The 14,064-nt window shown below is 65.3% G+C and carries 12 protein-coding genes and 1 tRNA gene; 8 read left to right on the top strand and 5 right to left on the bottom strand.

Annotation, left to right across the window (positions count from 1 at the left end; all coding sequences use genetic code 11):
- Positions 1-23 precede the first annotated feature (23 nt).
- Complete coding sequence (locus ACSFA8_RS14190) at positions 24-950, top strand: SPFH domain-containing protein (RefSeq protein ID WP_286543941.1); 927 nt, start codon at positions 24-26, stop codon at positions 948-950.
- Between the two features lie 13 nt (positions 951-963).
- Positions 964-1,054 (top strand) — tRNA-Ser (locus ACSFA8_RS14185).
- Positions 1,055-1,292: 238 nt separating this feature from the next.
- Here ACSFA8_RS14185 and ACSFA8_RS14180 read toward each other — a convergent pair.
- The 4 genes from ACSFA8_RS14180 to ACSFA8_RS14165 form a co-directional block, all read right to left on the bottom strand.
- On the bottom strand, positions 1,293-2,501 hold the full coding sequence (locus tag ACSFA8_RS14180; RefSeq protein WP_286543938.1) for a branched-chain amino acid ABC transporter substrate-binding protein: 1,209 nt from the start codon (positions 2,499-2,501) through the stop codon (positions 1,293-1,295).
- A 132-nt stretch (positions 2,502-2,633) separates the two neighbouring features.
- On the bottom strand, positions 2,634-3,074 hold the full coding sequence (locus ACSFA8_RS14175) for a hypothetical protein (RefSeq protein ID WP_435480142.1): 441 nt from the start codon (positions 3,072-3,074) through the stop codon (positions 2,634-2,636).
- On the bottom strand, positions 3,074-3,511 hold the full coding sequence (locus ACSFA8_RS14170; RefSeq protein WP_435480141.1) for a DNA polymerase III subunit chi: 438 nt from the start codon (positions 3,509-3,511) through the stop codon (positions 3,074-3,076). The genes ACSFA8_RS14175 and ACSFA8_RS14170 overlap by 1 nt, the downstream gene beginning before the upstream one ends.
- Before the next feature lie 15 nt (positions 3,512-3,526).
- Positions 3,527-5,017, bottom strand: coding sequence for a leucyl aminopeptidase (locus tag ACSFA8_RS14165; protein ID WP_435480140.1), 1,491 nt, complete (start codon positions 5,015-5,017; stop codon positions 3,527-3,529).
- Between the two features lie 20 nt (positions 5,018-5,037).
- Here ACSFA8_RS14165 and lptF point away from each other — a divergent pair, with 20 nt between their 5' ends.
- The 6 genes from lptF (at position 5,038) to ACSFA8_RS14135 (ending at position 10,077) form a co-directional block, all read left to right on the top strand.
- The gene (gene lptF, locus ACSFA8_RS14160; RefSeq protein ID WP_435480139.1) at positions 5,038-6,141 is read left to right on the top strand and encodes an LPS export ABC transporter permease LptF; all 1,104 of its coding nucleotides are present in this window, start codon (positions 5,038-5,040) and stop codon (positions 6,139-6,141) included.
- Complete coding sequence (gene lptG / locus ACSFA8_RS14155) at positions 6,138-7,247, top strand: LPS export ABC transporter permease LptG (RefSeq protein ID WP_435480138.1); 1,110 nt, start codon at positions 6,138-6,140, stop codon at positions 7,245-7,247. Before lptF ends, lptG begins: the two co-directional genes overlap by 4 nt.
- Positions 7,248-7,249: 2 nt before the next feature.
- On the top strand, positions 7,250-7,621 hold the full coding sequence (locus ACSFA8_RS14150) for a sirohydrochlorin chelatase (RefSeq protein ID WP_435480137.1): 372 nt from the start codon (positions 7,250-7,252) through the stop codon (positions 7,619-7,621).
- A 60-nt stretch (positions 7,622-7,681) separates the two neighbouring features.
- Complete coding sequence (locus tag ACSFA8_RS14145; RefSeq protein WP_435480136.1) at positions 7,682-8,623, top strand: CysB family HTH-type transcriptional regulator; 942 nt, start codon at positions 7,682-7,684, stop codon at positions 8,621-8,623.
- Positions 8,620-9,813, top strand: a complete 1,194-nt coding sequence (locus ACSFA8_RS14140; protein ID WP_435480135.1) for a pyridoxal phosphate-dependent aminotransferase — start codon at positions 8,620-8,622, stop codon at positions 9,811-9,813. The genes ACSFA8_RS14145 and ACSFA8_RS14140 overlap by 4 nt, the downstream gene beginning before the upstream one ends.
- A gap of 105 nt (positions 9,814-9,918) precedes the next feature.
- Entirely contained in the window at positions 9,919-10,077 is a 159-nt protein-coding gene (locus ACSFA8_RS14135; RefSeq protein ID WP_286543923.1) for a DUF3309 family protein, read from the top strand.
- Between the two features lie 42 nt (positions 10,078-10,119).
- On the opposite strand, the gene hrpA is transcribed toward ACSFA8_RS14135, so the two are convergent.
- On the bottom strand, positions 10,120-14,061 hold the full coding sequence (hrpA, locus tag ACSFA8_RS14130; protein ID WP_435480134.1) for an ATP-dependent RNA helicase HrpA: 3,942 nt from the start codon (positions 14,059-14,061) through the stop codon (positions 10,120-10,122).
- Positions 14,062-14,064 lie beyond the last annotated feature (3 nt).

Below are 14,064 nucleotides of genomic sequence, written 5' to 3'. Positions count from 1 at the left end.
CCGTACCCCAACAGGAACTCATCATGGAAATCGCAGCCGCCATCCTCGTCATCGCCGTCATCTTCGTGTGGCTCACGATCAAGATCGTGCCGCAACAACACGCCTGGGTGCGCGAGCGCCTCGGCAAGTACAACGGCACGATGACACCGGGCGCCAATTTCCTCATCCCCTTCGTCGATCGGGTTGCCTACAAGCACAGCCTGAAGGAAATCCCGCTCGACGTGCCGAGCCAGATCTGCATCACGCGCGACAACACGCAGTTGCAGGTCGACGGCATCCTCTACTTCCAGGTGACCGACCCGATGCGCGCCAGCTACGGCTCTTCGAACTACATCGTGGCCGTGACGCAACTCGCCCAGACCTCGCTGCGCAGCGTGATCGGCAAGCTCGAGCTCGACAAGACCTTCGAGGAGCGCGACATCATCAACGCGCAGGTGGTTGCCGCCATCGACGAGGCCGCGCTGAACTGGGGCGTGAAAGTGCTGCGCTACGAAATCAAGGACTTGACCCCGCCCAAGGAAATTCTGCAGGCGATGCAGCGCCAGATCACGGCAGAGCGCGAGAAGCGCGCACTGATCGCCGCGTCGGAGGGCCGCCGCCAGGAGCAGATCAACATCGCCACCGGCGAACGCGAAGCCTTCATCGCGCGCTCTGAAGGCGAGAAGCAGGCGCAGATCAACAACGCCCAGGGCGAGGCCGCCGCCATCACCGCAGTGGCCGATGCGACCGCCGGCGCCATCTCGCGCGTTGCAGCCGCCATTCGCGAACCGGGCGGCGAACAGGCCGTGCAGCTGAAGGTGGCCGAGCGCGCGGTCGATGCCTATGGCAAGGTGGCAGCCGACGCCACCACCACCCTGATCGTCCCCAGCAACATGACCGAGACCGCAGCCCTCATCGCCTCCGCGATGCGCATGGTGCAGGCTGGCAAAACCGGCCCCGCAGCCGGTTAGAATCGCGGGCTTCGGAGCGGTGGATGAGTGGTTTAAGTCGCACGCCTGGAAAGCGTGTGAGGGTTAATAGCCCTCCGCGGGTTCGAATCCCGCCTGCTCCGCCAACCATCAGTAAAACGGGCCCCTCGGGGCCCGTTTTTTATTTTGTCCGGGCGCATTCCTTGCCCGGACAAAAAGAGGCCTGCAGTGAAGCAGGCCTAAGGATCTTTGGTTAGGAGACCCATGGAGAAACCACTAGCGGTATCCACAATGAGCCTAAAAACTCGAATATGCAAGTGGTGCGTGCAAAGAAAAAGGGCCCGAAGGCCCTTTTTAATTCAAACTGATTAACGAAGAACCAGTTCAGCGCACCACGGCGAGTTGCTCGCGCTTGCCGGCCTTGTAGGTGTACAGGGTCAGCGCGCCATTCTTGATGTCGCCCTTTTCGTCGAATGCGATCGGGCCGGTCAGACCCTTGTATTGGATCTTGCCGATTTCAGGCAGGTACTTGACCGGATCCGAAGAGCCGGCCTTTTCCATCGCCGCGACCATCACGTTCACGGCGTCGTAGACGTACGGTGCATAAATCTGCACTTCGACGCCGTTCTTTTCCTTGAACTTGGTCTTCCAGGCTTCGAGCGGTGCCTTGAAGTCACCGTCAACGCCGCCGGCTTCGGCGCACACGACCATTTCTTCGCCCACGGCATCGCCGGCCAGCTTGGCTAACTCGCCGGTGCACATGCCGTCGCCGCCCATGAACTTGACGCTCATGCCCAGTTGCTTGACCTGCTTGAGCATCGGGCCGGCAACGGCGTCCATGCCACCAAAGAACAGCACGTCAGGCTTGGCGCCCTTGAGCTTGGTCAGGATGGCGTTGAAGTCGGTGGCCTTGTCGGTCGTGAACTCGTGGCCGACGATGGTGGCGCCGGCAGCCTTGGCGGCCTTCTCGAACTCTTCGGCAACGCCCTGGCCGTAAGCCGTGCGGTCGTCGATCACGGCGATGTTCTTGCCCTTCAGCGTTTCGACCGCGTACTTGCCCAGCGTGCCACCGAGTTGCGTGTCGTCAGCCACCACGCGGAACGTGGTCTTGAAGCCTTGGCGCGTGTACTTGGGGTTGGTGGCCGAAGGCGAAATCTGGGGAATGCCAGCGTCGCTGTACAGCTTGGAGGCCGGGATGGTGGTGCCCGAGTTCAGGTGACCGACCACGCCATTGACCTTGCTGTCGACCAGCTTCTGGGCCACAGCGGTGCCTTGCTTCGGGTCGCCGGCGTCGTCTTCAGCCAGCAGTTCGAACTTGGCAACCTTGTCGCCGATCTTCACGCCCTTGGCGTTCAGGTCTTCGATGGCCATCTTGGCGCCCAGTTCGTTGTCCTTGCCCAGGTGGGCGATGGCGCCGCTGGTGGGGCCCACGTGGCCGATCTTGACGACGATTGCATCGGCCGGAGGTGCGGCGGGCGCGGGTGCAGCAGCAGTTGGCGCCGGCGTGGCAGCAGGGGCGGCAGCTTCTTCTTTCTTGCCGCAAGCCACAAGCGTGAGAGCAGCCAAAGCGACCGCAGTCCATTTCAATTGCATGAGAACCTCCAGAACATGGATGAATTAGATAAACAACAAAAAACCGGTCGGTTGATCCGGGCAAGACAACAGAGCAAATTCCGCGCCGTGCCACGCATCGCCGCGCCCTCGCGCATCGACCCGGCGCGGAGTTTAGCCCAAGGATTCAGGGCCCAATCCTGTCGCAGACCCTGTGTTTTCGGAAAGTTCATGGGCCAGCGCTTCGACCACGAGCTCCCGCAAAATCGTTTCGATTTCTGCGCGCAGACGCGGCAGCATGCTGTCGAGTTGCTGCTGGACAGCAGCCGAAACGGTGTCGGTCATGCGGGCTTCGAGGGAAAGGTCGACCCGCTGCAACACGCGGTGAACCAGGCCCTCCTCGAAGCGGAACGCCTCGGCATCCGACAGCGCCAGCGCGGGCGCCATGGCAGCCTTCTCTTCCTCGGGGCTGTGGAACGCCGCCTGCGACACGAGGGTTTCAGTTTCGGCCACGGCCTCCGGCGTCTCAGCCGGCGGCTCGGGCGGCACGGGCAGTTCGACCACCGCAGTGAGCGTGGGAACAAAGCGGGGCGGCGTGCGCAGCGTGCTCACCATCAGGCGCCACCTCCGGACAGGTCATGGCGCTTCAACGCGTAGCCACGTTCGGCATAGTGACGCCAACGCGCCCGGCCCGCCATGCGGTCGGCGTCGTCCCCGGTGACGACCTCGATCAGTCGCTCGAAGCGCTCGAAACCGGTCGGCACGACCTCGCCCAGGTTCACCAGCACCTGCTGGTGCGGCAAACCGACCGCGTCGGAAGCAGCCAGCACCACCGGCGACCGCGCGAGCATCTGCGGCTCGCCGTCGCTGCGGCAATGGCCGATGAAGTCGGTGGCTGAAAACTGCCAGAGCGCGGCGTCGATGGCGTCGAGCATCGCGGCATCGGCCGTGACCACGACGCGCGCGCCGCCGACCACCACCGCCTTGCGCAGCAGCCTGCAGGTGTGGCTCACCTTGTCGGCGGCGTTGAAGTGGAAGTCGATCTCGGTCAAGGGCGGCCTGCCTGACTACCGGGTCCTGCGCCGGGCGGACTTGGCGGGCGTTGTGGGCGAAGCAGTTGCCGCGCGCGCCATCAGGTACGACAGCAGCAGGCCCACGGGTCGCCCGGTCGAGCCCTTGGCGGCGCCGCTCTTCCAGGCCGTGCCGGCAATGTCCAGATGCGCCCACGGGAAGTCACCCACAAAACGCTGCAGGAACTTGGCTGCGGTGATTGCGCCACCAGCCCGGCCCGCGATGTTGGCCACATCGGCGAAATGCGTCTTGAGGCCTTCTGCATACTCGTCGTCGAGCGGCAAGCGCCAGCAGCGGTCTTGCGATTGCTCGCCCGCTGTCTCCAACGCCGCGGCCAGCGTGTCGTCGCTCGAGAACAAGCCGCTGCGCACGCCGCCCAGCGCCACCACGCAGGCGCCGGTCAGCGTCGCGATGTCGATCACGGCGGCCGGCGCGAAGCGCTTGGCGTAGGTCAGTGCATCGCAAAGGATCAGGCGGCCTTCTGCATCGGTGTTGAGCACCTCGATGGTTTGGCCGCTCATGCTGGTGACGACGTCGCCTGGCTTGAGCGCAGCACCGTCGTTCATGTTCTCGCACGATGGAATCAGGCCGACCACGTTGATCGCGGGTTTGCAGTCGCCGAGCGCGCGGAAGACGCCCAGCACGCTGGCCGCGCCGCACATGTCGAACTTCATCTCGTCCATTTCGGCCGCCGGTTTCAGCGACACCCCGCCGGTATCGAAGGTGATGCCCTTGCCGACCAACACCACGGGCGGCTCGTCCGTGGCGCCGCCCTGGTATCGGAGCACGATGAACCGCAGCGGCTCCGACGAACCCTGCGCCACGGCGGCGAAAGAGCCCATGCCAAGCTTGGCCACTTCCTTGGGGCCCAGCACCTCGCACTTGATGTGCGGCGCTTCGGCAAGACTTTTCGCGGCTTCGGCCAACAAGGTGGGCGTGGCATGGTTGGCGGGACGATTGCCCCACTCCTTGGCGAACTCGATGCCGGCCACCGTGGCCTTGGCCTCCTGGAAAGCCGGGTTCAGCGTGGCCGCATCGGGCACACCCAGCGTGACATGGCGAACCGTGCGTGCCTCCGCCTTGGGCTTGGTCGTCGTGTACACATACGTGGCGTCTGCCGCGGCAAGCACGGCGAGCCGCAACGCCGCCGCGTCGGCGGGCTGCGCGAACACGATGGCAAGGCGCTTCGGATCGCAGCCCTTGACGGCGTGAACGCCGGCGCCGACCGCGGTACGCACCGCGCTCGCCGTGCCGTCGCCAATCGAAACCAGCACCACGCGCGACGCCGCGACACCCGCGGGACGATAGAGCTGCAACAGCTTGCCGGCCTTGGCTGGAAGGTCGCCGGCGTCACGGGCCTGGGCGATCAGTTCGGCCAGCGGGCCGCCTGCCTTGTCGTTGTCAAGGGCGCCCGCAAGCACGATCAGTGCGTCGGTCTTTTCGGTCGCCGCCTGGGCCAGGGAGAGGGTCTTGAGTTGAAAGTCCATAATCCTTCTTTTCCCCGACGATGTTATTCCATTCCTCCCTACGCAAGGAGCTGTCACGCAGCTTCGGAGCCACCTTGGTGGTTCTGGTCACGATCGTGATGACGATGATGCTGATCCGCACCCTGGGCCTTGCGGCCAGGGGCAGTGTCGATCCGGCCGAAGTGTTTCTCGTGATGACCTACACGGTGATCGGCTACATGCCGACCATCCTGAGCCTGAGCCTGTTCGTCTCCATCGTCGGCACCCTGTCGCGCATGTACCGCGACAGCGAAATGATCATCTGGTTCTCCAGCGGTCGCGGCTTGACCGATTTCATCCACCCGCTGTTCCGCTTTGCATGGCCGGTGCTGCTGCTGATCGCGGTGCTGTCGCTGGTGGGATGGCCGTGGGCCAACTCGCAGACGCAGGGCATGCGCGACCAGTACGAGCGGCGCGGCGACATCGACCGCGTGGCGCCCGGCGAGTTCCAGGAGTCGTCCGGCCGCAACCGCGTGTTCTTCATCGACAAGGACACGGCCAACGGAACCGTTGCGTCGAACGTGTTCATTTCTTCGATCGAACGCAACCGCCAGATCATCACCTCGGCCCGTAGCGGCAAGGTCGAATCGATCAACGAGACTCGCTACCTGATGCTGAGCAACGGCCAGCGGCTCGAGCGCCCGCTCGACAAGTCCGGGCTGAAGATCAGCGAGTTCGACACCTACGGAGCCAAGACCGGCAGCAACGTGGCAGCCTCGGAAGACAACACGCCGGCGCGCGCGCGCACCACGATGGCGCTGCTGGCCAACCCGACGCCGATCTATCGCGCCGAACTGGCCTGGCGCATCGGCATGCTGCTGGCGGCCATCAACTTCGTACTGCTGGCGCTCGCGGTGTCGAGTGTCAACCCGCGCGTCGGTCGCAGCGGCAACCTGCTGTTCGCACTGTTCGCGTTCGTCATCTACTACAACCTGCTCAATCTCGGGCAGGGCTGGGTCGGGTCGGGCCGTCTCAGCGCCGGCGTCTTTCTGCTGCTGCTGCACGGCGGCGTGTTCGTGCTGGCGCTGCTCTGGCTTGCCAAACGCCATAACAACTGGGGTCTGAGGGCGCGGCGCCCTGCCCCGGCACCCCTTGCGACCGCGTGAAAACCATTCGACGACTGATCTATGGCGAGGTGCTGAGGGCCGTGGCCTTCGTGACTCTCGGCTTTCTGTGCCTGTTCTTCTTTTTCGACTTTGTCGACGAATTGCAGGCCGTCAACAAGGCCAACGCGCTCGGCTACGGACTGCCGCAGGCACTGCTCTATGTGACCATGCTGGTGCCAAGCCACATGTACGAGTTGCTGCCCATCGCAGTGCTCATCGGCACCATCTTCGTGATGGCGCGGCTCGCACAGAGCTCGGAATACACCATCCTGCGTACCAGTGGTCTCGGGCCCTGGCGCGCGCTGCGCACGCTGCTGCTGCTGGGGGCCGGCTTCGTGGTGCTCACGTTCGCGGTCGGAGACTACCTTGCGCCTTTCAGCGACCGCACCGCGCAACTGCTCAAGGCGCGTTACCAGGGCGTCTACGCCATGGGCGGCAACACCGGGGCCTGGCTGCGTGAGAAGCAGGGCGAAAACTCCTATGCGGTGAATGTGGTGTCGATGGATCGCGACGGCACGCTCAAACACCCGCGCATCTTCGAATTCGACGCCAAGGGCTTTCTCGCCTCGCAAACCTCGGCCGAGTTCGCGGTGATAGAAAGCGGTGGCGCGTGGATGCTTTATGGGGTCGAGCGTCAGCAATACCAAACCCGCAATGCCGACAAGGCACATGTGCAGACCGTGACCACCCCCGGGCTGCGCTGGCCCAGTTCGCTGACCGGCGAAATGGTGTCGGTTGCGCTGCTGAAGCCCGACCGCATGAGCACCTTCGACCTGTTCGACTACATCCGCCACCTCGATGCCAATGGCCAGAAGGCGCAGCGCTACGAAATCGAGTTCTGGCGCAAGGTGTTCTACCCGCTCTCCTGCCTGGTGATGGTGGTGCTCGCCCTGCCTTTCGCCTACCTGCATTTTCGGCAGACCGGCATTACCAGCTATGTGTTCGGCGGCGTGCTGATCGGCATCAGCTTCTTCCTGCTCAACAACGTGTTCGGCTACATCGGCAACCTGCGCACCTGGTCGCCCTGGATCACGGCGGCGGCGCCCGGGATGATCTATTCGGTGATGTCGTTGGCGGCCTTCAGCTGGCTGGTGTTGAGACGGTAGCGATGGGTGGCGAGCGCGGCATTCTGCTGTTTGCGCACGGTTCGCGCGACATGCGCTGGCGCGAGCCCGTCGAAGCCGTCGCACGCAGGGTCGGCGAGCGCGACCCGGCAGCCCAGGTGGCCTGCGCGTACCTCGAGCTGGTCGAGCCCGACCTGCCGACGGCGGCTGCGCAGATGGTGGCCCGCGGCGCACGCAGCGTGCGCGTGGTGCCGCTGTTTCTCGGCATGGGGAAGCATCTGCGTGAAGACCTGCCGCTGCTGCTGGAGCAGCTTCGCACGGCCCACCCGGCGGTCGATTTCTCGCTGCGCAAGGCGGTCGGCGAAGAGCCGGAACTGATCGATCTGATGGCCCGGATTGCGCTTGGGCAAGGATGATCCGCCGACATTGATAGATTCGGAAGGCATAATAAATCCCGCAAAAGGACGGAATTTGTTATGAATCTGCACCAATTCAAATTTGTGCAGGAAGCGGTGCGCCGCAACCTGAATCTGACCGAGGCGGCCAAGGCGCTGCACACCTCGCAACCCGGCGTCTCCAAGGCCATCATCGAGCTCGAGGAAGAACTCGGCGTCGAGATCTTCGCGCGCCACGGCAAGCGCCTGAAGCGCGTGACCGAGCCGGGCCAGCACGTGATCGCGAGCATCGAACTGATCATGCGCGAGGTCGGCAATCTCAAGCGCATCGGCGAGCAGTTCAGCGCGCAGGACAGCGGCACGCTCTCGATCGCCACCACCCACACGCAGGCGCGATATGTGCTGCCGGTGCCGGTGGCGAAGCTGCGCGAGGCCTACCCCAAGGTCAATGTGAGTCTGCATCAGGGATCGCCGGATCAGGTGGCGCGCATGGTGATCGACGAGATTGCCGAGATCGGCATCGCGACCGAATCGCTCGATGGCTACGCCGAACTCGTGACGCTGCCCTGCTACGAGTGGCAGCACGTGCTGGTGCTGCCGAAAGACCATCCGTTGGCAAACAAGGAGCGCGTCTCGCTCGAAGACATCGCGCACGAGCCGATCATCACCTACCACCCGTCGTTCACCGGGCGCACGCGCATCGACCATGCCTTCGCGCAGAAGAAGCTCACGCCACGCATCGCACTCGAAGCGATCGATTCCGACGTGATCAAGACCTATGTGCGGCTCGGCCTCGGCGTCGGCATCGTGGCCGAGATGGCGGTGCGCGACGACTCCAATGCCGACCTCGTGGTGCGCCCGATGGGCCATATCTTCGGCACCAACATCGCACGCGTCGCCTTCAAGCGCAGCGCCTACCTGCGCAACTTCGTCTTCAAGTTCGCCGAGTTGCTGAGCGACCGGCTCGACCGCAATCTCATCGCCAAGGCCCTTGCCGGCCACAACCAGGATTACCAGCTGTGAGCGCCGTACTTTCATCTTCCGCCGCCGCTGGCACCGCGCCGCGGACGCCGGCACTGACCACCAAGCTGCCGGCCGTCGGCACCACCATCTTTACCGTGATGTCGGCGCTCGCCGCCGAGAAAAATGCGGTCAACCTCGGCCAGGGTTTTCCGGACTTCGGCTGCGATCCGAAGCTGCTGCAGGCCGTCACGGACGCCATGGCCGCCGGCCATAACCAGTACCCGCCGATGCCCGGCATCCTGCCGCTGCGCAACGCGATCGTGTCGAAGATCGAGGCGCTCTACGGTCACCGCTACAGCGCCGCCGACGAGATCACCATCACCGCCGGCGCCACGCAGGCCATCATCACCGCCGTCCTTGCCGTGGTGCGCGCCGGCGACGAGGTGATCGTGCTGGAGCCCTGCTACGACAGCTACGTGCCCAACATCGAACTGGCCGGCGGCACCGTGGTGCGCGTGCCGCTCACGCCGGGTACGTTCCGGCCCGACTTCGACAAGATCGCCGCCGCGCTCACGCCGAAAACGCGCGCGATCATCGTCAACACCCCGCACAACCCGAGCGCCACCGTGTGGACGGATGCCGAGATGCGCCGGCTCGACGCGCTGCTGGCGCCCACCGAGGTGCTGGTGATTGCCGACGAGGTCTACGAGCACATGGTCTACGCGCCGCTGCGCCACGAAAGCGCCGCGCGCTACCCGGGCCTGGCCGCGCGCAGCTTCATCGTCAGCAGCTTCGGCAAGACCTACCACGTGACCGGCTGGAAGGTCGGCTACGTGGCCGCGCCGGCGCCGCTCACCGCCGAGTTCCGCAAGGTGCACCAGTTCAACGTGTTCACCGTCAACACGCCGATGCAGCATGCGCTGGCGCAGTTCATGGCCGACCCGGCGCCCTACCTCGAATTACCGGCCTTCTACCAGCGCAAACGCGACTTGTTTGCCGCCGGCCTGGCGAAGACCCGCCTGAAACTGCTGCCGAGCGAAGGCACCTACTTTCAGTGCGTGGACATCTCGGCCGTGAGCGACCTGACAGAATCCGAGTTCTGCCTGTGGCTCACCGGCGAGATCGGCGTGGCGGCAATCCCACTCTCGGCTTTCTACGGCGACGGTTTCGACCAGCGCGTGGTGCGCTTCTGCTTTGCCAAAAAGGACGAAACGCTCAACGCGGCGCTGGAAAGACTCGCTCGGCTCTGACACCAGTCGTAGGTGCTTCCTGACCGCCGAAGGGGCTGCTTTCCCTAGGCGATCGGCTCGCCGGAGCCGACCATTGACTTCTTTGTAATGCCTTAGGAGAAGTCCATGTCGCTTTCGTTGATCCTGCTGATCGTCGTGGTCCTGTTGCTGATCGGCGCGCTGCCAAGCTGGGGCTACAGCCGCAGTTGGGGCTACGGCCCGAGCGGCGGCCTCGGCCTGGTACTGCTCGTCGTGATCGTGCTGCTGCTGATGGGCCGCATATAGCGGCCGGCCAAACCGCTCGAAAGCCCGCCTTGGCGGGCTTTTTCACGCGTCGAGCTGCGCCCAGGCCTTGTCGAGACGCTTGACGCTCACCGGCTGCGGCGTACGCAGTTCCTGCGCGAAGAAGCTCACGCGCAGCTCCTCCAGCAACCACCGGAACTCCAGCATGCGTTCGTCGACCGCGCCCTTGCGTTCGGCAACCAGGCGCCAGTAGCGCTGCTCCTGCGGACGCAGCTCGGCGAGCTTGGCCGTATCGCGCGCGGCATCGGCGCGCAGCTTGTCGAGCCGCAGCACGATGGCCTTGAGATAGCGCGCGAAGTGCTGCAACTGCGGCCAGGGCGTTTCGGCGATAAAGCGCTTGCCGACCAGCCGCTGCAATTGCTGCGCGGCGTCCTGCACCGATTCCGGCTGAAGTTTTGTGTCCTTGATCTTGCGCACCGCGGCCGCGTACTCGACCAGGATCACGCTGGCCAGCCGGGCGACCTCGTTGGCGATCAGCGTGAGCCGGCCGCGCCCTTCTTCGATGCGGCGCTTGAATGCGAACTCGTCGGTGGGCAACGGTTCCTGCAGGAACGCCCGATCCAGCGCCACATCGATGATCTGCGCCCGCAGTTCTTCCACGGTGCCGAGCGGCATATAGGCCACGGCCATCTTCTGCAGGTCGGGGATGTTCTTTTCGAGGTACTTGAGCGCGTCCTTGAGTTGCAGCGCGACCAGGCGACGCAGCCCGGCGCGGTGCTTGGCCGCAGCGACGGCCGGCTCGTCGAACACCTCGATCGTCACGCCATCGGGATGCCCGTCGTTCACCAGTGCGGGGAAGCCGACCAGCGACTGCGCGCCGCGCCGCACTTCCATCAACTCCGGCAACTCGCCGAAAGTCCACGCCACGTAGCGTTGCCCCGCCGGCAACGAGGGCTCCGCTGCCACGTTCTTGACAGCAGCCTGCGTGCGTCCTGCGGACGAAGCGGCCGCTTTTTGTTCCGAGTCCGCGGTCTTCTTGACATTGAGCCCCGCCAGCGCCTGGAACGCGCCACGCGCCTGCGCCCCGAGTTCGGCCTTGAGCGCACCGAGGTTGCGCCCCATGCCGAGCTGGCGACCATGCTCGTCGACCACGCGCAGGTTCATGAACAGGTGCGGCGGCAGCATGTCGAGCTTGAAGTCGGCACGCTTCACGTCGAGGCTCGTGAGGTCGCGCACGCGCTTGAGTAGCGCATCGGTCAGCGATCCGGCGCCGAAAGCCTCGGGCACCGACATCGCCTCGGCCAGCTTCGAGGCCGACTCCGGCAACGGCACCAGGCGCGAGCGCGGCCGCTGCGGCAGGCTCTTGAGCAGCGCCTGCAACTTGTCCTTGAGCATGCCGGTGACCAACCACTCGCTGCGCTCCTCGCTGACCTGGTTCAGCACGAACAGCGGCACCGTCACCGTCAGGCCATCGCGCGTGTCGCCGGGTTCGTGCAGATAGGTCGCCGCGCAATCGACTCCGCCCAAGCGAAGCGTCGACGGGAACGAATCGGTCGTGATGCCGGCGGCCTGGTGCCGCATGAGCTCGTCGCGCGTCAGGAACAGCAGGCGCGGCTCGGTGTGCGAACGCTCCTTGTACCAATGCTCGAACGATGCACCGCTGGCCACGTCGGGCGGCAGTTGCGCGTCGTAGAACGCATAGATCAGCTCGTCGTCGACCAGCACGTCCTGCCGGCGCGACTTGTGCTCCAGGCCCTCCACCTCCTTCACCAGCTTGCGGTTGGCGGCAAGGAACGGGTACTTGCTATCCCACTGCCCCCCCACCAGCGCCTCGCGAATGAAGATTTCGCGCGCCGCGACCGGGTCGACCCGGGTGAAGTCGACACGCCGGCCGCTGTAGACCACCAGGCCATACAAGGTGGCGCGCTCCAGCGCCGTGACCTGCGCGCCCTTCTTCTCCCAGTGCGGATCGAGCAGCTGCTTCTTGAGCAGATGGCCCGCCACCTGCTCGAGCCACTGCGGCTCGATGTTGGCGATGCCGCGGCCGAACAGGCGCGTGGTCTCGACCAGCTCGGCCACCACGATCCAGCGGCCCGGCTTCTTCTTCAGGTGCGCGCCCGGATGGCGGTAGAACTTGATTCCGCGCGCGCCGAGATACGCTTCGTCATCCTCCAGCTTCCAGCCGATGTTGCCGAGCAGGCCGGCCAGCATCGACAGGTGCAGTTGCTCGTAATTCGCGGGCTGCGTATTGATCTTCCACTTGTGCTCGGTCACGACCGTGAGCAGTTGCGAATGGATGTCGCGCCATTCGCGCACGCGGCGGATGTTGACGAAGTTCTGGCGCAGCAACTGCTCGTACTGCCGGTTGGTGAGCTTGTGCGTATCACCGTGGCCGCCGCGCGCTGCATGGATCCACTTCCAGAGTTGCAGGTAGCCACTGAACTCGCTCTTCTCGTCGTCGAACCTGGTATGCGCCTGGTCGGCCTGCTGCTGCGCGTCCATCGGGCGGTCGCGCACGTCCTGCACGCTGAGTGCCGACGCGATCACCAGCACCTCTTCGAGCGCGCTGCGCGACCGCGCCTCCAGGATCATGCGGCCCACGCGCGGGTCGAGCGGTAGCCGCGCGAGCTCGCCGCCGATGGCCGTGAGCTCGTTCGCGTCGTCGACCGCGCCCAGTTCGTTGAGCAACTGGTAGCCGTCGGCAATGGCGCGCGGCGACGGCGCCTCGAGGAATGGAAAGCGCGCCACGTCGCCCAGGCGCAGCGACTTCATGCGCAGGATCACGCCGGCCAGCGACGAGCGCAGGATCTCGGGGTCGGTGAAGCGCGGCCGCCCGGCAAAGTCTTTCTCGTCGTAGAGCCGGATGCAGATGCCGTTGGCCACGCGACCGCAGCGGCCGGCGCGCTGGTTCGCCGCCGCCTGGCTGATCGGCTCCACCAGCAGCTGCTCGACCTTGCTGCGGAAGCTGTAGCGTTTGACGCGTGCCGTGCCGGCATCGATCACATAGCGCGTGCCGGGCACGGTGAGCGAGGTTTCGGCCACGTTGGTGGCCAGCACGATGCGGCGACCGGTGTGGCCTTCGAAGATGCGATCCTGCTCGGCCGGCGACAGCCTCGCAAACAGCGGCAGCACTTCGGCGCCGCGGTACAACGGCTGGTGCGCAAGGTGCTTGCGCAGGTGGTCGGCCGCCTCGCGGATCTCCCGCTCACCGGGCAGAAACACCAGGATGTCGCCCGCGTTGTGCGGATCGCGCCAAAGCTCGTCGACACCGTCGGCAATCGCATCGTTGAGGTCGTATTCGCGCGATTCCTCGAACGGTCGCCAGCGCTGTTCCACCGGGAAGGTGCGGCCCGACACGTAGATGATCGGCGCGGGAATCACTGGCCCCCACGCTCCGCGCTGCGCGTCGTCGCTGCCCCCCGAGGCGGCCTCGTCCGCCTTGGGGCGGCCCGGCGGCGGGCGGCGCGACGCAAAATGCTGCGCGAAGCGGTCGGCATCGATGGTCGCCGAGGTCACGATCACCTTCAGATCCGGCCGGCGCGGCAGGATCTCGCGCAGGTAGCCCAGCAGGAAGTCGATGTTCAGCGAGCGCTCGTGGGCCTCGTCGATGATGAGGGTGTCGTAGGCCTTGAGCAGCGGATCGGTCTGCGTCTCGGCCAGCAGGATGCCGTCGGTCATGAGCTTGACCGAGGCGTCGCGGCCCAGGCGATCCTGGAAGCGCACCTTGAAGCCGACCACCTCGCCGAGCGGCGTCTTCAGTTCCTCGGCGATGCGCTTGGCCACCGAGCTCGCCGCGATGCGGCGCGGCTGGGTGTGGCCGATCAGCTTGCCCTTGCCGGGTTCGGCATTGAGCTTGCCGCGGCCCAGCTGCAGCACGATCTTCGGCAACTGCGTGGTCTTGCCCGAGCCGGTTTCGCCGCACACGATCACAACCTGGTTGTTCGCGATGGCGGCGGCGATCTCGTCGCGCCGGGCCGACACCGGCAAGGCTTCTGGGAACTCGATTCGAAGGGGGGACAAAGACAAGGC

The organism is Variovorax nitratireducens, assembly GCF_051216545.1.
Lineage (GTDB): Bacteria > Pseudomonadota > Gammaproteobacteria > Burkholderiales > Burkholderiaceae_C > Variovorax.
This window is presented reverse-complemented; position numbering and strand designations above follow the sequence as displayed.

What these genes read in the sequence shown, in the direction of transcription:
- ACSFA8_RS14190 (WP_286543941.1), top strand. Translation starts at nt 24, where the DNA reads ATGGAAATCGCAGCCGCCATCCTCGTCATCGCCGTCATCTTCGTGTGG.
- ACSFA8_RS14180 (WP_286543938.1), bottom strand. Translation starts at nt 2,501, where the DNA reads ATGCAATTGAAATGGACTGCGGTCGCTTTGGCTGCTCTCACGCTTGTG.
- ACSFA8_RS14175 (WP_435480142.1), bottom strand. Translation starts at nt 3,074, where the DNA reads ATGGTGAGCACGCTGCGCACGCCGCCCCGCTTTGTTCCCACGCTCACT.
- ACSFA8_RS14165 (WP_435480140.1), bottom strand. Translation starts at nt 5,017, where the DNA reads ATGGACTTTCAACTCAAGACCCTCTCCCTGGCCCAGGCGGCGACCGAA.
- lptF (WP_435480139.1), top strand. Translation starts at nt 5,038, where the DNA reads ATGTTATTCCATTCCTCCCTACGCAAGGAGCTGTCACGCAGCTTCGGA.
- ACSFA8_RS14150 (WP_435480137.1), top strand. Translation starts at nt 7,250, where the DNA reads ATGGGTGGCGAGCGCGGCATTCTGCTGTTTGCGCACGGTTCGCGCGAC.
- ACSFA8_RS14145 (WP_435480136.1), top strand. Translation starts at nt 7,682, where the DNA reads ATGAATCTGCACCAATTCAAATTTGTGCAGGAAGCGGTGCGCCGCAAC.
- ACSFA8_RS14135 (WP_286543923.1), top strand. Translation starts at nt 9,919, where the DNA reads ATGTCGCTTTCGTTGATCCTGCTGATCGTCGTGGTCCTGTTGCTGATC.